This is a genomic window from Arthrobacter sp. MDT1-49-2, assembly GCF_059090185.1.
Genome location: NZ_JBNHFK010000001.1, coordinates 25,512 through 44,889 on the forward strand (window position 1 = coordinate 25,512; position 19,378 = coordinate 44,889).

The window sequence follows — 19,378 nt, forward strand, 5'->3', positions numbered from 1 at the left end:
AAGTGGCGGAAGGGCGGGAGCCGGTGATCAACCGGTTCCCGCCCTTCCTCTGTGCTAGGCCAGTCCGCGCCGTTCAAGCAGCGGCTGGATGTCGGCGTCCCGGCCGCGGAAGTTCCGGAAGGCCTGCAGGGGGTCAATGCTGTTGCCTTTGGAGAGCAGCTCGGTCCGGAAGCGGTCCCCGTTCTCCCGGGTGAGTCCGCCGTGCTCCTTGAACCACTCCACCGTGTCGGCGTCGAGCACTTCGCTCCAGATGTAGGCGTAGTACGCCGCTGCGTAACCGCCGGCGAAAATGTGCTTGAAGTAGCCGGTCCGGTAGCGCGGGGGCACCAGTTCCAGGTCCACGCCGGCGTCGGCAAGGGCCCGGGCCTCGAACGCCTCGGGGTCCGCAACGGTTTCCCCCGGCGCCAGTTCATGCCAGGCCAGGTCAAGCAGAGTGGCACCAAGGTACTCGGTGGTGGAGAAGCCCTCGCCCCACACGGCGGCGGCCAGGACCTTGTCGATGACTTCCTGCGGCAGCGGCTCGCCGGTGAGGTGGTGGCGGGCGAAGTTGGCAACGACTTCCGGCCAGAGCATCCACATCTCGTTGACCTGTGAGGGGTATTCCACAAAGTCCCGCGGCACGGCGGTGCCGGAGAACTGCGGGTAGGTGACATTGGAGAAGAGTCCGTGCAGTGCGTGCCCGAACTCGTGGAATGCGGTGACCACCTCGTCGAAGGTGAGCAGGGTGGGCTCGCCGGCGGACGGACGGGGGATGTTCAGGTTGTTGATGACCACCGGCGGCTCATCCAGCAGACGTGACTGGTGCACGAGGGAATTCATCCACGCGCCGCCGTTTTTGGTGTCCCGTGTGTAGTAGTCGCCCAGGAACAAACCCAGCCCCGTGCCGTCGGCGTCCTTCACTTCCCAGACCCGGACGTCGGGATGGTAGCCCGCCAGGTCGGTGCGTTCCGTGAAGGTCAGGCCGTACAGCCGGTTGGCGGCGTAGAAGACGCCGTCGCTCAGGACGCGCTCCAGCTCGAAGTACGGGCGCAGGGCGGCGAGGTCGACGTCGTACTTCTCCTTCCTGACCTGCCCGGAGTAGTACGCCCAGTCCCAGGCCTCCAGCTCATGTCCGTCGCGGCGGGCCGCTTCGCGCAGCTCCTCCGCCTCGGCCTTTGCGTTGCGCACGGCGGCCGGCGCCAGCTTTTCCAGCATCCCGTGGATGGCGGCGAGGGACGGTGCGGTCTGGTCATCAGTGGCGTACTCGGCATGGTTGGCAAACCCGAGCAGGGCCGCCTTTTCCGCCCGAAGGGCTGCCATTTCGGCGGCGATGGACAATGTGTTGTTGCCGTTGTCCCGAAAGCCGCGGTGCAGTGAGGCGGTGTGCAGGCGGCGGCGGGTTTCCCGGTTGGCCAGGGAGGAGAGCGCCGGCTGCGGGGTGGGGAGGACCAGGGACAAGAGGTACTTGCCCGGGTGCCCGGCGGCGTCGGCGGCGGCCGCTGCTGCGGCAATGTCGTCGTCGGGCAGGCCGTCCAGATCGGCGGCGGTTTCCACCACCAGGGCCGAATCGTTGGTGTCCCGGAGCAGCCGCTGGGAAAAGTCCGTGGACAGCTCCGACAACCTGGCGTTCAGCTCGCGCATGCGTGCCTGTCCGGCGTCGTCGAGCTCCGCCCCGGCGCGGACGAAGCGGCGGCGGTACTCGGAGACCAGCCGCGTCTGCTCGGCGTCCAGCCCGGCAACGTCCTTTGCGACCGCGTCGACCCGGTTGAAGAGCGCGCGGTTGAGGTAGATGGCATCTTCGTGGGCGGCGAGCTTCGGGCTGATTTCCTGCTGGATGCGCTGCACCCCCTCGGTGGCATGGGCCGCACACAGGGTGAAGAAGGCGACGGCGGTGCGTCCGAGTATTTGCCCGGACAATTCCAGCGCTCCAATGGTGTTCTTGAAATCCGGAGCCGCAGTGCTGTTCGCAATGGCTTCGATCTGCGCGGCGTGTTCCCGAATGCCGGCATCAAAAGCGGGCGCGAACGTGTCCTCGCTGATCTGCGCGAACGGCGGCAGCTGATACGGGAGGGAGCTGGGCGTGAGGAAAGGGTTGTCCATAAGGCCCAAGACTGGCACACCGGCCTATCCCAAACCAATGTGACCTGCCGTAGGATCAGTCCGATTCCCCGCCGCCCGCAGTCCGCTGGCCTGGGGCCGATTCCGTGGGGGAAGATGTGAAACTCAGGGTGGATAGGCGTGTGCCGGGCCGTTCGGTCAGGTCAACGGTGGCAGGAACGCTGCTGCTTGCGCTGGTGCTGGCAGGCTGCACGGGTGCGCCCGAGCCCGACGGCGCGGGGCAGCCGTCCGCCGGGGCGCCGTCGTCGTCGCCTGCTTCGCCCTCGGCCTCTCCCACCACCCCGTCCATTCCCGGCAAGGGACCGGAATGTCCCACGGAGAACTGTTTTTCGCTGATGCTGGCCGGGGATCTGCTGGTTCATCCGCAGCTGTGGGACCAGGCGGCGGCGGATGCCGCGGTGACCGGCAAGGGGCCGCTGGATTTTGAGCCGCTGCTGGCCGGGCAGCGGGCGTATATTGCGTCGTCCGACGTAGCCGTGTGCCACATGGAGACTCCGGTGGCCGAGCTCGACGGCCCGTATGCCGGTTATCCCATGTTCAACGTGCCTCCGCAGATCCTAACCGCTGCCGCCGCAGTGGGGTACCAGGCCTGCACTACGGCGAGCAACCACACCATGGATGCCGGCACGGTGGGACTGAACCGGACGCTGGGGGTGCTGGATTCGCTTGGACTTGCGCATACCGGCTCCTACGCGTCCGAAGACGCTGCCGGCCGGCCGATGGTCCTGCCCGCCCCCGCCGGCCAGGTGGCGGTCATCGAAGCGACCTACGGACTGAACGGATTGGAAACCGAGTATCCGTGGCAGGTGGATTTGCTCGATGCCGAGGCGATGATCGCCAAGGCGCGGCAGGCCCGGGCGGAGGGGGCCGACGTCGTCGTGGGAGCCATCCATGCCGGCGACGAATACGCATCCGCGCCGAACAGCCAGCAGGTGGAGACGGCGCATGCCCTGGCTGACAGCGGGGAGTTCGACTTCCTTTACGGCCACCACACGCACTCGGTGCTGCCCATCGAGAACTACAACGGGACCTGGATTGTCTACGGGCTGGGCAACGCCGTGACCGAGCTTTCGCCTTGGTACGACGTGAATAATGAGGGCCTGATGGTGCGGGCACAGTTCGCCCGCGACGACGACGGCGAGTGGTCCGTAAGCGATCTGGCGTGGGCGCCGTCGGTCATTGTCCGCGACCCGTACCGGTGGTGCTCTGTTGCCGCCGACCTCCCGCAGGGCGAGTGCGCGCCGGTGTCCCAGCGGGAGGCGGTGCGGGCACGGACCATTCCGGTTGTCGAGTCGATGGGCGCTGCCGGCGCCGGGGCGCACGAATGGCTGGTGACCAGGGATCCGAAGTAGGGGCGGGTGCGGTGTGTGGCTCGCGGGGCTGCGTAGATCGCTACCGGGCTGAGGGTGCGTTGGGTGGTCTGGTCGCCGGGGGACCGTCGGGGCGCGTGGGGTGCGGACCCGTCCTCCACAGGCCGGCGGTGACCACCGTGGCTGGGCTGGCCCAGGTGCCGGGCGCCCCCGGACAACGGGGTGCCGCGCGCCGCTGCCGTGTGCCGCCGTAGGCCTTGCGCCGGACGCTTGCGGAGCCGCCGGGCCACACCTCCGGTGGGCAGGGGTGTGCTGGATTGTCCGCTCGTCGGGACCATCGGAGTACATGGTTTGAGGACCTGTCCTCCACATGCCGACGTTAGCCGTGGCTTACCCACAGGCGGGGAAACTGCGACCTAGCGGGGCCGCCTGACTTCTAAAATCGAATACATGTTCGAATATGGAATGCGCACCGGAGAGGCGCCGGGCGGCCGCGGGGAAACCTCGGGCCTCCTCCCGGAAGTACCCGGGGGCCTTTGGATGTCTGCCCGGGCATCCGTTCCGCGCATTGACGTGGCGGCACCTGTGCCGCCCGAATACACCGATGGTGGTGGTTCCGAAGGGCCGGCGGCAGTTGAGGTGGACACCGTGCGAGGCTGGATTCTCCGACTTTCTTCTGCCGCAACCTTCGCTGCTCTGACCGGTGAATCGGATGCCGGGCTGGTCGACCGTCTGCGCGTGTTGGAGGAACTAAAGGCTGCAGCCAGTGCGGCACAAGCCCGTGCGGCCGCAGCCTTGGACCTTTCAGTCCGGCGTGCCCATGCGCGGGCAGGACTTCCACGGGAACACCAGGGCAGGGGAGTGGCAGCCCAGGTTGCCCTCGCCAGGCGTGAATCTCCGGCCCGGGGAAACCGGATTCTTGGCTTTGCCAAGGCCCTGGATACGGAGATGCCATGGACGTTGCGGGCTTTGTCGGAAGGCCGGATCAGCGAATGGCGGGCCACGCTGCTGGTGCGGGAGACCGCGTGCCTTTCCAAGGAAGACCGCAGGCTGGTGGACCGGGAGGTTGCCGGCGATCCGGCAGGGTTGGAGGGTCTGGGCGACGGTCGGCTCATCGGCCGCATTCGCAGGATCACCCAGCGCATTGATCAGGAGGCACTGGTCCGGCGGGCGGCGAAAGCCGTAGCGGACCGCTACGTTTCCTGCCGGCCAGCGCCGGACACCATGACGTACCTGACCGGCCTGTTGCCGGTGGCTCAGGGCGTCGCCGTATTTGCCGCCCTCAGCCGTGAAGCGGATTCTCTCCGGGCCCGCGGCGATGAGCGGGGACGGGGCCAGATTATGGCTGACACGCTGGTTCAAAGGGTCACCGGACTGAGCCAGGCGGACCGTGTGCCGCTGGAGGTCCAGCTGGTGATGACGGACCGCACGCTGCTTGCGGGTTCGGATGAGCCGGCCTACCTTCAGGGATACGGCATGGTGCCGGCCATGTGGGCACGAGACGCGGTGCGTAAAACCCGAAGCGGCGGCGGCGATGTGCCCGGAAACGGAAACATCGGAACGGGGGTCGGAAACGGAAACCTCGGAACGCCCGCCGGAAACGGAAACCTCGGAACGAAGGCCGGAAACGGAAACCTCGGAACGCCCGCCGGATGCGGCAGTATTGGAAACGCCGGAAGCCGAAGTGTCGGAAGGGCCGAACGTGGAAGCATCACACGCGGGCCGGCGCCCGACGCTGCACTGGAAGGCCCGGCGGCTCGAAACGGCGATCCCGTTGCTCCGGAGCTTTGGCTTCGGCGCCTCTACACCGCACCGGCCTCCGGCGAACTCATCGGCATGGATTCGAAGGCACGGTTCGTTCCCGAATCCTTGGCAAGGTTCATTTCCGTGCGGGATCAAACCTGCCGGACGCCATGGTGTAACGCCCCGATCCGACACCGCGACCACATCCAGCCGCACCGGACCGGCGGAAGCACCGACGTCGGCAACCTGCAGGGCCTGTGTGAAGCCTGCAACCAGGCGAAGGAAGCACCGGGCTGGCGGGCTGTAAACGCAGAGGAAACCGGCCGGCACACAGTCGCAATCACCACACCCACCGGACACACCTATCAGTCCACGGCACCGCCGCTGCCGGGTGCCCCAGCGTTTTTACGGACAGGGCTAGGCTCGAGCATTCCGCGCCGACGATTAGTCTGATGGTCATGATCCCAACTGCTGACCTGGACGCCTACGCACAGAAGATGCGCCGGCTCTTGGACAACGGAATAGACCTCGAGGCAGACGCCCGGTTTATCGACATGCTTGCCGCCCGCAAAAGCCGGATTCTCGATATCGGGTGCGGTATCGGCTCGGCCGTTAATGCGCTCCGTCATCGTGGGCATCAGGCGTACGGCATCGATCCGGCCCCTGCCGTGCTGGATGTCGCCGCTGACACTTTCGATGCGGGCTGGTACCGACAACTGGCTGTAGAAGAACTCACGGGGGACCGCCTGCGCAGAGAAGGTCTTCCCGACCGATATGAACTCATTTCCATGTGCGGAAACGTGCCCGCATTCCTTTCCGCCGAAGCTTTGGAGGATGCTTTCGGGATAGTCCGCGGGCTGCTGATTGAGGGCGGCCTGTTTGTGGTTGGTACTACTGTCGCCACACGGGGCGGACCGAAGTCCCTGGACATGGCAGCAGATTTCGCAGGGTTGGCGTTGTTACACAGGTTTTCGGATTGGCACCTCGGCGCTTTCGATAAGGACTCAGGCTGGTCAGTTAGCGTGTACAGCAAACCGGGGACACTTCACCCCCGCACCGGTCCCGACGGCATTTTCATCCTGGAGCATCCGGCGAAATGACAGTATGCCCCTCGAAGATTTACTGACCCGTCTCCGGACACTTCCCGATTCAAAACCGAAAGAAGCATATTTGCGCTTCCTGAACGCAGCGGGAACAGCCGGCCTACGCAAGGACGGCGGCCCGGAACATATCACCGGGTCCTGCTTCGTCTTTTCGCCCGGATTCGATCACGTGCTCCTGTGTTTCCACCGGAAGGGGCAGTTCTGGGTGCAGTTCGGCGGCCACGTCGAACCAGGGGATGCATCGGTGGCGGAAACGGCACAAAGAGAGGCGCGCGAGGAATCGGGACTTGGCGACCTTGCTCTGCTTTCCCCGGCAATCATGGATTTGGACCGGCATGACCTGCAGGGCGGTTTCTCCTGCTCAGCGCATTGGGACGTGGGGTTCGCAGCCGTCGTTAGCCCGGAAGCCGTAACCACTGTGAGCGAGGAGAGCGAGGCCGTCCGGTGGTTCCCGGTCAGCGAATTGCCCGCCCGGCTTCCGAAAGGATTCCACGAACGCCTGGAATACGTGCGGCGCATGGCTATGTCCCTGCCAGGCGCAGGCTGCTGAAGCTGTGCCGCCGGGGCATTCCCTGATCCTTGAGCGGGACGGCTAGCATCGGGTGATGGATGGGGAGCAACTACTCGACGGCGGCAATGTCGCCGACACCGTCGTACGGATCGGGCAGACGGTCCGAAAGCCGTGGACAGAATCAACGCCATACGTTCACGAATTCATGACCGCAGTCCGGAAGACCGGCGTCGACGTCCCCGCGGTCCTGGGCAGGGATGAGCAGGACCGGCAAATCACCGAATTCATACCCGGACGGCTTGCCCTCGAATCGCCTCCGCTTACGCACACGGAGCTTCGCCGGGTGGGAGCAATGGTCCGCGCCATCCATGATGTGAGCGAAACGTTCGTGCCCTCCCAGGATGCGACATGGGCCGGTGCCATCCCGGCCCCGGGAAACGACCTTGTCTGCCATAACGACCTGGCTCCTTGGAACCTCCTGATCGGTGACCGCTGGGTCTTCATTGACTGGGACGCTGCCGCTCCCAGCACACGGCTGTGGGACCTTGCCTATGCTGCCCAGGCGTTTACGCTCTCGGACACGACGTTGGCACCGGAGCAGGCGGCGGTAAATCTCGCTGCGTTCGTTGACGGGTACGGTGCGGAACGCGGCCTGCGGGAGCAGCTGCCGGAAGCAATGCACCAGCGCGCGGCGGCCATGTACCGCCTGCTGGAGTCTTCGCACACTACGGGCCGCGAGCCCTGGGGATCCATGTACATTCAGGGCCACGGGGAGCATTGGCGGGCAGTAACCCACTATGTTCGGGGCCATCAGGAAACCTGGACAGCAGCATTGCTTGCCTAGTGATTCGCTGGCAGTACGCTCCCGGATGGTTGATGCTGGGGCGTGCACATCAAAGTGTCCGCCCAAAGCCGGGGCGCCGCCACGGCGATTCCAAGGGGGCGGCCCTAACTGCAGGGAGACTCATGAGCACCGAGGCCGGACCGATGGATCTGCACTTCTCTGCTCCGATCGGCGTGGACATCAAGGGAGATGTCTGGTCCTGCATTGAAGTCCCGGACTCGAAGACTCTCTTCGGCACGGGCAAAGCCGTCAAGGTCGCTGCAACGGTGGACGGAGAACCGGTACGCGCGGCCCTGATGCCCACCGGCGCCGGAGGCCACATGCTCTCGGTCAGCGCGAAGCTGCGGAAAAAGATCGGCAAGGACATAGGCGACGACGTCGTCATCTCGGTTTCGGAGCGGCTCTCCTGAGTTCCGGGACACCCTGTCAGCTGCCCGCTAGTCTCATGAGCATGGAGGATGAAGCCACCCGATCGGCGTACGGGGCGCGGGCGGCCGAATACACCCGCCTGCTGGGATCGATTGGGGACACACATGAGCTGGATCGGCAGTGCATCGGCGACTGGGCGGCAGGTATTGAGGGCCGCGTAGTGGACGCCGGATGCGGACCCGGCCAGTGGACCGGCTTCCTCCACCGGCGCGGAGCAGCGGTCGAGGGAATCGACTTTGTCCCCGCATTCATCGACAGCGCCCGTCTGCGCTTTCCCGGTGCTCCTTTCCGCGTCGCCTCAATCCGCCACATGGACGTACCTGACGGCTCGCTGCACGGCGTGCTGGCCTGGTATTCGCTCATTCACGTTCCGCCCGACGAGCTTGCCTTGGTGCTGGCGGAATTCAACCGTGCCCTGGTCCGCGGCGGGCGGATCCTCATCGGATTCTTCGACGGACCTCCCGGGACCCCTTTCCCGCATGCCGTGAGCACGGCGTACTACTGGTCCGCCGCGGCGATGGGGCAGTTACTTGCCGAAGCGGGGTTCGAGGTCTGCGACGTCCAGACGCGCCGGGATCCCGGCAAACGGGCCCATGCCGCTATCGCTGCTGTTCGAGACTGAGGAGCTGAACAGTTGCCTGAACGGGTCCGCGCAGTGCCGGCACATGCTTCGGCTAACGTTGGCCGGTATGAGGAATACGGAGAAATGAGGGTGGGAAAGCTCTTGGGCCTGCTCTGTTTTCTCATGATGTTGTTCGGCACCGTCACAGCAGGCCTGGCGGGGGCAGCAGTGAGCCTGGCCTCGGAGTTCCAGGCACGTTCCGATCCGGCTTTCGCAAGCTGGAGTTCCGGCACCTCGTGGCCGGCAATGTTAATGTTCCACACCGCCACGGGAGCCTTCGTGGGCGCGGGCGCCGGCCTGGTCAGCTTTCTTGGCGCAGCCACTGGCCTGCTGGTCCAGGAGACGGCGCATCCGGGCCGTTCACAAAGATCGCCCGCTCCGGCAGCCGGGATGGGAGCCGGTATCGCCGCAGCAGCCGCAGTAGCCGTCGCAGCCGCCCTGGTGCTTCCGGACGGAGCCTCGGCTCCTGCAGTCTTTTTCATCGGGATCGGACTTGTCCTTTTGAACGGCATTGGGGCAGCGCTCCTGGCCGGTTATGCCCGCAGGTACCTGAAACGCAGATCTCCCGAGGGGTACTGACTCGGCGGCAGCGGCGGTAGCGGGACGGCGACAGCAGAGGGCGCGTCCCGCGCCTGATCCAGACCCTTGCCGTGGCAGGAAGAGCACCGGCTGCATCGGCAGCAGATAGGCTGCGGGCATGAACACGACCCGCGAGTACCGCCCGGCTTTCCTCATTATCGGTGCAGCGTTCCTTGGAGCGCTGGCCGTAATCCTGACACCGGGGCTGTTCGAGAACTTCGGGGCCGGCCGGCTCGTGACGGTCCTGGCCCTGACTGCCGGCGCACTCTGTTGTGCGGTCGCCGCCGCGCGGAGCCGGCGCATGGGCCCCGGTTCCGGCACGGACTAGAGGAGCAGCGCCGCCGGTTAGGGGGCGCCCCGGATGCTGAAACGGATGCGCCGGGGGGAGGGGGCTACCGCAAACTCTGTCCCGGACGCTGCCCGGAGTCGCCCCCGGATGCCGTCCCGGAGTCGCCCCCGGACGCTGCCCGGAGTCTCTACCGCGGACGCTGCCCGGAGTCTCTACCCCGGACGCTGCCGCGCCGTCGCTACCGAGGACGCTGCCCGGCGTGCTGCCTTGCCATCTCGGACAGCTTCGACAGTTCCGCAAGATCCTCTTCGGGCCGCGGCACCGGAGCAAAGCTGCCGAACTTCCGGATGGCGGCCTGCTCGATCAGGAAATCGGCAATGGCCGGGTTCTTCGGCAGCAGGGAACCGTGCAGGTAACTGGCTACCACGTTTTTATAGCGGGCACCCTCGGTGCTGTCCTTGGTGTTATTGCCTTCGCCCTTGCGGACTTCGGCGAGCGGCCGAACGCCGGGGCCGAGGAAAGTCTGGCCGCTGTGGTTCTCGTATCCGTGGATCTCGCCGAACTCGCTGCTGACCGAAAGCACGTTGCCGATCAGCCGGACATCTCCGCCGTGGGTTTCCAGGTCCAGAATGCCGATCCCGGGAATCAGCGTCCCCTCATGCGTTTTGAAGAACTTTCCGAACAGCTGGTAGAGCCCGCAGATCACCAGCATCGGCAGGCCGTCGTCGGCCAGTGCCCGCAGCGTGGGGGCAAGCTCCTGAAGGTCCTGCTGGATGACCACCTGGCCGCTGTCCTGGCCGCCGCCGCCCACAATAATGTCCACGCCCTCCGGGAAGGTATCCCCGGCGTTGTACTCCTCCACCACAGGGCGGTAGCCGTACCACTTCAGGCGCTGCTTGAGTACCAGGACGTTGCCCCAGTCCCCGTAAATGTTCATTTCCCGCGGGTACAGCTGCAGGATCCTGATTGTGCGGTCCTCGGTCATGAGACCACCTCTACCTTCGTGATCTTGGAGAGCTCCCGGCGCACCGCCAGCATGGCGGTGTACGTGCAGAAGATCCGCATGGGGACCCCGGGGGAGTCCTTGATGAAACGCTTCAGGCCGTCCGTAATGTCCGGTTCGACGGTCCGCACGGGTACGTCGTCGTACTTCAGGCGCAATGCCATGTCATAGGCGCGCACACCACTGACGACGTCGACGCCGCCGTCGGTAAGGGACTCGAAGTCCACGTCCCAGAGCCAGGACATGTCCCGGCCGTCGGCGTAATTGTCATTGATGGCAATCATGGTCGAGTAGCCGTGCGCGGCAAAGGATTTCAGGCCGAGGCGGAACCCGCTGGGGTTCTTCACGAGCACCAGTTCCAGCGGCTGCCCGTTGACGGTCAGCGACTCGCCGCGTCCGAACGCCGGCTCCACGTTGGACAGCGCGGTAAACAGCGCCTCGTTGTCCAGATCTGCGCCCTTGATGGTTCGCGCGAAGGCCAGCGCCGCCGCCGCGTTGAAGATGTTGTAGACACCGCGCAGCTTCAGGTTCGCCGAGCGCACCTGCCCGTCGATGAGGAAATCTGCGTCGGCCTCGCCCACGCGCTCCAGGACGACGTCGGCCTCCTGGGTTGCGGCCAGAGCCTCGGCCAGGCTTCCGCGCATCTCGTCATCGTTCGGGAAGGTGCTGCGCAGCGAGGCATCCAGGCCGAAGTACACGGCACGCTGACCGTTCAGGGACTCCGCGATGCCGGCCACCCGCGGATCTTCGCGGTTCAGGACCACGGTTTCGGTGGTGGCGCGGGCAATCTGCTCCAGCAGGCGGGTGGTCTTGTCGATTTCGCCGAACCGGTCCAGCTGGTCACGCAGCACGTTCAGCAGCAGGCTGTAGCGCGGCTGGATCAGCTTCACGAAGTGCACCGCGTGCGCCTCGTCCAGTTCCAGGACGGCGATGTCCGCATCCAGGCGGCCGCGAAGGTTCACTTCGCCCAGCAATGCTGCCGCCACGCCGCGGGTGAAGTTGCTGCCGGTTCGGTTGGTGAAGACCTTCAGGCCCTGGCTTTCGAGCAGCTCCACGACCATCTTGGTGGTGGTGGTTTTGCCGTTGGTTCCGGAAACCACGGCGACGCCGAGCGGCAGATCCGCGAGGGTGCGGCGGATGAAGTCGGGATCGATTTTCTCCACCACCAGGCCCGGCAGGGCGGAACCGCCGCCACGCAGTTTGGAGGCACTGCGGACCAGTTTTCCGACCAGGATGGAGAAAGAACTCATGGTTACTGAATATAGCGCACGGCCTTGTCCCGGGGCTCTGCGGGCAGCTGCACGCAGGGGCAACCTTCGGTGCGCACCCGGGCTGCCTAGAATAAGGCAATGACCAACTTCACAGGTTCCCATGGCGCAGGCCTGCGGGTGGGGGTCCTGGCACTGCAGGGCGGAGTCCGTGAACATGCGGCCGCCGTTGCGGCGACGGGTGCCGCTGCGGTTCCCGTGCGCCGTCCCGCAGATCTGGACGGGCTGTCCGGTCTGGTGCTGCCCGGCGGGGAATCCACGACCATGGGCAAGCTGCTGCACACCTACGGCCTGGCAGTGCCGCTGAAAGATGCCATCTCCGGAGGCTTCCCGGTGTACGGGTCCTGTGCCGGCATGATCCTGCTGGCTGACCGTCTGGTAGATCCGGCCACTGACAGGGAAGGGCGCCCACAGGAAACCCTGGGCGGGCTGGATATCCTGGTCCGCCGCAACGCATTCGGGCGTCAACGCGAGTCCTTTGAAACGGAGCTTGTCTTCGAAGGCCTCGAATCCCTTCCGTCACTGCCCGCGGGAGCCGTGCCGCCCCCGGTGCAGGCAGTGTTCATCCGGGCACCCGAAGTGGAAAAAGCGGGTGCCTCGGTGCGCGTCCTGGCGCAGGTTCGGGAACCACCGGGGGTTCCCGTTCCCGTCCCATCCGCGAACCGGTCTGCGGATCCGGGCATGGTTTCGGCGCCGGAAGCTGATTCGGTCGCTAGAATTGTGGCAGTGCGTTCAAGGAATCTGCTGGCAACCTCTTTCCATCCGGAAATTACGGGGGAGCGCCGCATTCATGAACTATTTATCCAGATGATCAGAGGAGAAGCGTAGAGCATGTCGGGCCACTCTAAATGGGCAACCACCAAGCACAAGAAGGCCGTAATTGATGCCAAGCGCGCCAAGTCCTTCGCCAAGCTGATCAAGAACATCGAAGTTGCAGCCCGTGCCGGCGGCGCCGACCTGGCCGGCAACCCGGCCTTGGAACTCGCCGTGTCCAAGGCCAAGAAGACTTCTGTGCCGATCGACAACATCAACCGTGCCGTCAAGCGCGGCGCCGGCCTGCTCGGCGAGGCCGTCGACTACCAGACCATCATGTACGAAGGCTACGGACCCCAGGGCTCGGCCCTGCTGATCGAGTGCCTCACGGACAACAAGAACCGCGCCGCGTCCGAGGTCCGCCTGGCGGTCACCCGCAACGGCGGCAACATGGGCGATCCGGGGTCGGTGGCCTACATGTTCACCCGCAAGGGCGTGGTCAACCTTCCCAAGAACGGCCTGACCGAGGATGACCTGCTGATGGCCGTCCTGGACGCCGGAGCGGATGAGGTCAAGGAATCCGGGGAGAACTTCGAGATCATTTCCGAGCCGCAGGACCTGCGCGCCGTCGTCGGAGCCCTGGAAGAAGCCGGCATCGACTACGAAACGGACGAAGCGGAATTCGTTCCGTCCATGCACGTGGAGCTGGACGCCGATGCAGCCCGCAAGTTCCTCAAGCTGGTCGACGCCCTGGAAGACCTCGACGACGTCCAGAACGTCTACTCCAATGCAGACATCCCGGCCGCCGTGATGGCCGAGCTGGAAAACGACGACTAAGCAGCCCGCTCAGTGTCTTTACGCGTCCTGGGGGTGGACCCCGGCCTGACCCGCTGCGGCCTCGGAGTAGTTGAGGTTGAAGGGAACCGCCGGGCCACCCTCGTGGCCGTGGGGGTGGTCGGCACGGTGGCCGGAACCGCCCTGGACGCCCGCCTGCTGGTGATCTCCGAAGCCATTGAACTGTGGCTGGATACCCACCGGCCGGACGTCCTGGCGGTGGAGCGGGTATTCAGCCAGCTCAACGTCAGCACAGTCATGGGCACCGCCCAGGCCTCCGGCGTCGTGATTGCCGCGGCGGCACGGCGCGGAATCCCCGTGGCACTGCACACCCCCACCGAGGTCAAGGCGGCGGTCACAGGCTCCGGCTCGGCCAACAAGGACGCAGTGGGGAAAATGGTCACAAAGATCCTACGGCTGGATGAAGTGCCCAAACCCGCGGATGCCGCCGACGCCCTGGCCCTGGCCATCACGCATGCCTGGCGCCGCGGCGTCGCCGGCCCCGGACCCACCGCAGGTTCGGCCTCGCGGGGCACCGCCCCGGCATCGGGACAGACCCCGGCCCAGCGGCTGTGGGCCGAGGCGGAGGCCCGGGCAAAACGCGGAAGCTACTGATCAGCACGGCAAAGCGGGCGCCAGCAAGTAGGGTATTCGTAGATATGTTCTATACAGCCTCTGGAGTTCCTTCATGATCAGTTCCCTCCGCGGGGTCGTTTCGCACGTCGGCCTCACCTCCGCCGTCATTGATGTGCACGGGCTCGGGATGCTGATCCAGGCCACCCCGCAGACACTGGCCACCCTGCGCACGGGCGCCGAAGCCTTCATCCACACCGCCATGATTGTCCGCGAGGACTCCATGACGCTTTACGGGTTCACCGACGCGGACCAGCGGGAGGTCTTCGATATCCTGCTGGGTGTCAGCGGCGTCGGCCCTCGGATCGCGCTGGCCGTCCTGGCCGTGCACACCCCCGAAGCCATCCGGGTGGCGGCCTCCAGCGGAGACGACAAGGCCTTCAGCAAGGTTTCCGGCATCGGCCCCAAGGGTGCCCGGCGGATTGTGCTGGAGCTGGCGGACAAGCTGGTGCCGCACGGCACCGCGGAGAACCCCGCCGCTCCGCGTTGGCAGGAACAGGTCCTTGCCGCCATGACCGGCCTGGGCTGGTCCGAAAAGGACGCCACCGCCGCCATTGAGGACACCGCCGCCGAGTATCCGGACATCGCCGCCGCCGGCAACGTCGGGGAAATCCTCAAGCTGACCTTGCGCCGGCTGGGTACCGACGGCGCCCGGACTGCCTCGCGCCGGAAGGCCGGCTGACGTGTCCACCGCTGATTCCCTGGTCGCCCCCGGCCCGGACCCCGACGACAAAGCCATCGAAGCGGCCCTGCGGCCCAAGAACCTCGACGACTTCGTGGGGCAGAAACGCGTCCGCGAGCAGCTCTCCCTCGTCCTGGAGGCATCCCGCCTGCGCGGCCGAAGCGCCGATCACGTCCTGCTCTCCGGCCCGCCCGGGCTGGGCAAAACCACCCTCTCCATGATCATTGCGGCGGAAATGAACGCACCGCTGCGGATCAGTTCCGGCCCTGCGATCCAGCATGCCGGCGACCTCGCCGCCATTCTCTCCTCGCTGACCGAGGGGGAGGTGCTGTTCCTGGATGAGATCCACCGGATGTCCCGTCCCGCGGAAGAAATGCTCTACATGGCCATGGAGGACTTCCGGGTAGACATTGTGGTGGGCAAGGGAGCCGGCGCCACGGCCATCCCGCTGGAACTTCCCCCGTTCACCCTGGTCGGTGCCACCACTCGGGCAGGACTGCTGCCCGGCCCGCTGCGGGACCGCTTCGGCTTCACCGGACACCTCGAGTTCTACTCCACCGACGAGCTGGAACTGGTGCTGCGCCGCTCGGCCATGCTCATGGACATGAAGGTCAACTCGGCCGGCTTCGCCGAAGTAGCCGGCCGCTCCCGCGGAACACCCCGCATCGCGAACCGGCTGCTGCGCCGCGTCCGGGACTGGGCTCTGGTCCATGGGATCGAGCAGATCGATGCCCGATCCGCCGGTGCCGCCCTGGACATGTACGAAGTGGATGTGCTGGGCCTGGACCGGCTGGACCGGGCCGTGCTGACGGCGCTGATCACCAAGTTCAACGGGGGACCGGTGGGTCTGTCCACCCTGGCCATTGCCGTCGGCGAGGAACCGGAGACAGTGGAAACCGTTGCCGAACCCTACCTGGTCCGTGAAGGCCTGTTGGGCAGGACCCCGCGCGGAAGGATCGCCACGCGCGCTGCCTGGGAGCACCTGGGGCTGCAGATGCCCGAACACGTTGCTGCAGCAATGCCGGCGAACATGTTCTCCGGACCGGGCACAGCCACCGCGGCCGGTGCCGGGGACTGGGCGCCGCAGGAAACTTAACAGCGTCCTTCCACGTTTTCCCCTTAGACTGGCCCTATGGCACGGTCCCGGCCCGGTGCCCGGATGTGCCGCAACCTTCCTCAAAAGAAACGGATTTCCCCACGTGAATATCGCTGATCTCTTCATTCCCCTGCTCCTGGCGGTCTTCGTCATCATGATGTTCCGCAAGCAGAAGAAGACGACGCAGTCGGTGGCCCAGCAGCGCGCCCAGATGGTTCCGGGCACTGAGGTTATGACCCAGTTCGGGCTTTTCGGACGGATCGTTTCCGTGGACCAGGAAGAAAACAAGGCAGTCCTGGAACTTTCCCCGGGAAACACCGCCACCGTGCACCTGCAGGCCCTGACCAAGGTAGTTATGCAGCAGCCGGCTGAAGAGGCAGACGCCGAGGAAACCCCGCAGGTTCCTGACGACGCGTCCTCCCTGACCTTGGGCAAGGGTGCGGCCCGGGATGCCGATTCCGGTCAGGATGCCGCCGCCCGGAACGAGACGCCTGAAGAAACACTCAAGCGCCTGAGCCGCGACGATACAAAAGAGAACTAGACTCTCCACGAGCTAAGCGGGGCATTGACGCCCCGCTTGCCTCACCGGAGCCCGTTTGGCGCCGGTGATCTTCGCCCCAAAGGAAAATTCCCTATGCCCCGTACCGGCCCCGGCTCGGCCGCGAAAAAGACGCTCATTTGGCTGGGCGTCATTTTTGCTGCCCTGGCCCTCCTGCTTGGTGGCGGCTCCATGTGGAGCAACGCCAGTTGGACCCCCAAACTTGCCCTTGACCTCGAGGGCGGCACCCAGATGATCCTTGCTCCCAAGGTTCAGGGAGCCAGCTCCGATATCAACGCCGAACAGCTGGAGCAGGCGGTGGAGATCATCCGCCAGCGTGTGGACGGCAGCGGTGTCTCCGAAGCCGAGATCAGCACGCAGTCCAACCGCAACGTGGTGGTCTCGCTGCCCGGCGTTCCCGATGCCGAGACACGCGAGCTGATCCAGGCCTCCGCACAGATGGAGTTCCGCCCGGTCCTCGCCGGCGGCGGCGGGCAGGGCGCGGCAGTCACCGATCCGACACCGGCGGAGCAGCTGCCCACGCCCACGGCGGAGCCGACCGACGGATCCGATCCCAACTGGATTTCCCCGGAACTGCAGACCGAGTTCGAAACCACGGACTGCCTGAACCCCGACACCCTCGCCAACGCGGAACAGGCCGCCGCAGACCAGCCCATGGTCGCCTGCGAGCCCGGTACCGCCGGCAAGTACATCCTGGGCCCGGTGGAAGTTCCCGGCAGCGAGATTTCGACGGCCAGCTTCGGCATGGCACAGGGAAACAACGGCATCTCCACCAACCAGTGGGCCGTCAACATCGAATTCAACGGTGAAGGCACCGACACTTTCCGCCAGGTCACCGAGCGTCTGTTTGCCTTCCCGCAGGGCGATCCGCGGAACCAGTTCGCGATTGTCCTGGACGGGCAGATCATCTCCGCCCCCACGGTCAACGCCGTCATCACCGACGGCAAGCCGCAGATTACCGGCAACTTCACCCAGGAAAGCGCCGAAGCGCTGTCCGAACAGCTGAAATACGGCGCATTGCCCATCAGCTTCGAAATCCAGAGCGAACAGCAGGTCTCCGCCACGCTCGGCGCCGACCAGCTGCGCATGGGCATCATCGCGGGCCTCATCGGCCTGGCCCTGGTGGCCGTGTACTCCCTGTTCCAGTACCGGGCGCTGGGCCTGGTGACCATCGCCTCGCTGGTGGTCGCGGGTGTGCTGACTTATCTGGCCATCGCCATCCTGGGCTGGAGCCATAACTACCGGCTCTCGCTGGCCGGCGTGGCCGGTCTCATTGTGGCCATCGGCCAGACGGCCGACTCGTTCATCGTCTACTTCGAACGCATCCGTGATGAGCTCCGTGACGGCCGCGGCCTGGTATCCGCCGTGGACAACGGGTGGAAACGTGCCAAGCGCACTGTACTGGCCTCCAAGGCAGTGAACATCCTCGCCGCCGTCGTCCTCTACTTCGTGGCCGTAGGCAACGTCCGCGGGTTTGCGTTCACCCTGGGGCTGACCGCTATTGCGGACCTCATCGTGGTCTTTATGTTCACCCACCCGACCATGGTGCTGCTGGCCCGGACCAAGTTCTTCGGCGAAGGGCACCGGTTCTCCGGCCTGGACACCACCAGGCTAGGTGCGGTCCCGCTCTACCGGGGTGCCGGACGCCTGCGCGAGCCCGGTGATTCTCCGGCCCTGCGCGGCAAGAACAAGGCAGCCGCGAAGGAAGCTGAACGGCGTCTGACCATCGCAGAGCGGCGGCTTGCCGAAAAGCAGAACTCCATGGCGGCCAGCGGCCGCAGCTCCGAAAAGGACGGCGAGTAATGAGTAAGCTCCCCAGTTTCGCCGCATTCGGCAACGACCTCTACACCGGAAAGCGGTCCTATAACTTCGTCGGCAAGGCGAAGCTATGGTTCCTCATCGCGGCTGCCGCGGTACTGCTTTCCATCCTCATCCCGGTGGCCAAGGGCGGATTCAACCTCGGCATCGAATTCCGCGGCGGCTCCGAGTTCACCGTCTCCAACGTCAGCAACACGGACATCAGCGGCGGTGAGGAAGCGGTGGCCGAAGTAGCAGGCACCGCTGACCCGAAAGTCACGAACATCGCCCCGGGGACCATGCGGATCCAGACCGAGAAGCTCAGCGAGGACCAGACCCTCCAGGTCAAGGACTCGCTGGCGGAAACCTACGGGGTCAGCCAGGACGAGGTGACCTCCACCTTTATCGGCCCCACGTGGGGAAGTGATGTCAGCCGGCAGGCGCTGGTGGGCCTGGTTGTGTTCGTGGCCCTGGCTGCGGTGCTGATGGCGCTGTACTTCCGGACCTGGAAAATGTCGTTGGCAGCCGTCACCGGTCTGCTGGTGGTGATGGTGGTGACCGCCGGGGTGTACGCGCTCATCGGCTTCGAAGTCACGCCGTCGGCCATTATCGGTTTCCTGACCGTGCTGAGCTACTCGCTCTATGACACGGTGGTGGTCTTCGACAAGGTCCGGGAAAACACCAAGGACCTGGACAAGCGCACCAAGCGCACCTTCGCCGAGGAGGTGAACCTGGCCGTCAACCAGACCCTGGTCCGGTCCATCAACACCTCCGTGGTGGCGGTGCTGCCGGTCGCCTCGATCCTGTTCATCGGCGCCCTGCTGCTGGGAGCCGGCACCCTGAAGGACCTGTCCCTGGCGCTGTTTGTCGGGATCATCCTGGGCACCATCGCCACCATCTACATTGCGGCGCCGATGTACGCGTGGCTGCGCCGGAACGAGCCGGATATCCGCAAGCAGGCCAAGCGGGTGGCCGAACGCCGGGCCCTGGAAGCGAAGTCCGCTCTGGTCAGCGCCTAGCCGGAAGCAGTAATCCACCCTGCAGGTTCCGTACTCCGCCCAAGGAGTACGGAACCTGCGGTTTAAGTGCGGCACAGGCAGGCTTAGACTGGTGGACAGGGCATTTTTGTGCAGCCGCCATGTGAACGTTGAGCACCGGATTTTTGAAGCGCGGAAGAAAGGTCGGCAGTGGCCAACAGTGCAACGCCTGCCAATGAGGCAGGAAAC

General features: G+C 65.5%; 20 protein-coding genes. 17 read left to right on the top strand and 3 right to left on the bottom strand.

Going from position 1 to position 19,378, the window contains the following annotated elements; genetic code table 11:
• Positions 1 to 54: 54 nt before the first annotated feature.
• Positions 55 to 2,079 carry a M3 family metallopeptidase gene (locus AC5RTS_RS00120; protein ID WP_493990056.1) on the bottom strand — a complete coding sequence of 675 codons (2,025 nt, stop codon included), beginning with the start codon at positions 2,077 to 2,079 and terminating at the stop codon, positions 55 to 57.
• Positions 2,080 to 2,246: 167 nt separating this feature from the next.
• On the opposite strand from AC5RTS_RS00120, the gene AC5RTS_RS00125 reads away from it, so the two are divergent.
• From AC5RTS_RS00125 to AC5RTS_RS00165, 9 genes are all read left to right on the top strand, one after another.
• Complete coding sequence (locus AC5RTS_RS00125) at positions 2,247 to 3,449, top strand: CapA family protein (protein ID WP_493990057.1); 1,203 nt, start codon at positions 2,247 to 2,249, stop codon at positions 3,447 to 3,449.
• Between the two features lie 408 nt (positions 3,450 to 3,857).
• Positions 3,858 to 5,603, top strand: a complete 1,746-nt coding sequence (locus AC5RTS_RS00130) for an HNH endonuclease (RefSeq protein WP_493990058.1) — start codon at positions 3,858 to 3,860, stop codon at positions 5,601 to 5,603.
• A 5-nt stretch (positions 5,604 to 5,608) separates the two neighbouring features.
• Positions 5,609 to 6,250 carry a methyltransferase domain-containing protein gene (locus tag AC5RTS_RS00135; protein WP_493990059.1) on the top strand — a complete coding sequence of 214 codons (642 nt, stop codon included), beginning with the start codon at positions 5,609 to 5,611 and terminating at the stop codon, positions 6,248 to 6,250.
• A gap of 70 nt (positions 6,251 to 6,320) precedes the next feature.
• Positions 6,321 to 6,803 carry an NUDIX hydrolase gene (locus AC5RTS_RS00140; protein ID WP_493990060.1) on the top strand — a complete coding sequence of 161 codons (483 nt, stop codon included), beginning with the start codon at positions 6,321 to 6,323 and terminating at the stop codon, positions 6,801 to 6,803.
• Between the two features lie 55 nt (positions 6,804 to 6,858).
• Entirely contained in the window at positions 6,859 to 7,608 is a 750-nt protein-coding gene (locus AC5RTS_RS00145) for a phosphotransferase (protein WP_493990061.1), read from the top strand.
• A 122-nt stretch (positions 7,609 to 7,730) separates the two neighbouring features.
• Entirely contained in the window at positions 7,731 to 8,018 is a 288-nt protein-coding gene (locus tag AC5RTS_RS00150; RefSeq protein WP_493990062.1) for a DUF1905 domain-containing protein, read from the top strand.
• 41 nt (positions 8,019 to 8,059) lie between these two features.
• The gene (locus AC5RTS_RS00155) at positions 8,060 to 8,659 is read left to right on the top strand and encodes a class I SAM-dependent methyltransferase (RefSeq protein ID WP_493990063.1); all 600 of its coding nucleotides are present in this window, start codon (positions 8,060 to 8,062) and stop codon (positions 8,657 to 8,659) included.
• A gap of 90 nt (positions 8,660 to 8,749) precedes the next feature.
• Positions 8,750 to 9,238 (top strand): hypothetical protein, encoded by a 489-nt coding sequence (locus AC5RTS_RS00160; protein ID WP_493990064.1) that lies wholly within the window; start codon positions 8,750 to 8,752, stop codon positions 9,236 to 9,238.
• A gap of 118 nt (positions 9,239 to 9,356) precedes the next feature.
• Positions 9,357 to 9,566, top strand: a complete 210-nt coding sequence (locus tag AC5RTS_RS00165; protein ID WP_493990065.1) for a hypothetical protein — start codon at positions 9,357 to 9,359, stop codon at positions 9,564 to 9,566.
• Between the two features lie 199 nt (positions 9,567 to 9,765).
• On the opposite strand, the gene AC5RTS_RS00170 is transcribed toward AC5RTS_RS00165, so the two are convergent.
• Both AC5RTS_RS00170 and AC5RTS_RS00175 read right to left on the bottom strand, forming a co-directional pair.
• A complete protein-coding gene (locus AC5RTS_RS00170; RefSeq protein ID WP_493990066.1) occupies positions 9,766 to 10,512 on the bottom strand; it encodes a type 1 glutamine amidotransferase in 747 nt (248 codons plus the stop codon).
• The gene (locus tag AC5RTS_RS00175) at positions 10,509 to 11,780 is read right to left on the bottom strand and encodes a Mur ligase family protein (RefSeq protein ID WP_493990067.1); all 1,272 of its coding nucleotides are present in this window, start codon (positions 11,778 to 11,780) and stop codon (positions 10,509 to 10,511) included. The genes AC5RTS_RS00170 and AC5RTS_RS00175 overlap by 4 nt, the downstream gene beginning before the upstream one ends.
• Positions 11,781 to 11,879: 99 nt before the next feature.
• Here AC5RTS_RS00175 and pdxT point away from each other — a divergent pair, with 99 nt between their 5' ends.
• From pdxT to secF, 8 genes are all read left to right on the top strand, one after another.
• On the top strand, positions 11,880 to 12,626 hold the full coding sequence (gene pdxT, locus AC5RTS_RS00180; protein WP_493990068.1) for a pyridoxal 5'-phosphate synthase glutaminase subunit PdxT: 747 nt from the start codon (positions 11,880 to 11,882) through the stop codon (positions 12,624 to 12,626).
• 3 nt (positions 12,627 to 12,629) lie between these two features.
• A complete protein-coding gene (locus AC5RTS_RS00185) occupies positions 12,630 to 13,388 on the top strand; it encodes a YebC/PmpR family DNA-binding transcriptional regulator (RefSeq protein ID WP_493990069.1) in 759 nt (252 codons plus the stop codon).
• A 12-nt stretch (positions 13,389 to 13,400) separates the two neighbouring features.
• Entirely contained in the window at positions 13,401 to 14,000 is a 600-nt protein-coding gene (gene ruvC / locus AC5RTS_RS00190) for a crossover junction endodeoxyribonuclease RuvC (RefSeq protein ID WP_493990070.1), read from the top strand.
• Between the two features lie 73 nt (positions 14,001 to 14,073).
• Positions 14,074 to 14,700: a Holliday junction branch migration protein RuvA gene (ruvA, locus tag AC5RTS_RS00195; RefSeq protein ID WP_493990071.1), complete on the top strand. Its 627-nt coding sequence runs from the start codon at positions 14,074 to 14,076 to the stop codon at positions 14,698 to 14,700.
• 1 nt (position 14,701) lies between these two features.
• On the top strand, positions 14,702 to 15,796 hold the full coding sequence (gene ruvB / locus AC5RTS_RS00200) for a Holliday junction branch migration DNA helicase RuvB (RefSeq protein ID WP_493990072.1): 1,095 nt from the start codon (positions 14,702 to 14,704) through the stop codon (positions 15,794 to 15,796).
• A gap of 103 nt (positions 15,797 to 15,899) precedes the next feature.
• Positions 15,900 to 16,337 (top strand): preprotein translocase subunit YajC, encoded by a 438-nt coding sequence (locus AC5RTS_RS00205; RefSeq protein WP_493990073.1) that lies wholly within the window; start codon positions 15,900 to 15,902, stop codon positions 16,335 to 16,337.
• 93 nt (positions 16,338 to 16,430) lie between these two features.
• Positions 16,431 to 18,158 carry a protein translocase subunit SecD gene (gene secD, locus AC5RTS_RS00210; protein WP_493990074.1) on the top strand — a complete coding sequence of 576 codons (1,728 nt, stop codon included), beginning with the start codon at positions 16,431 to 16,433 and terminating at the stop codon, positions 18,156 to 18,158.
• A complete protein-coding gene (secF, locus tag AC5RTS_RS00215; protein ID WP_493990075.1) occupies positions 18,158 to 19,171 on the top strand; it encodes a protein translocase subunit SecF in 1,014 nt (337 codons plus the stop codon). The genes secD and secF overlap by 1 nt, the downstream gene beginning before the upstream one ends.
• Positions 19,172 to 19,378: the final 207 nt, after the last annotated feature.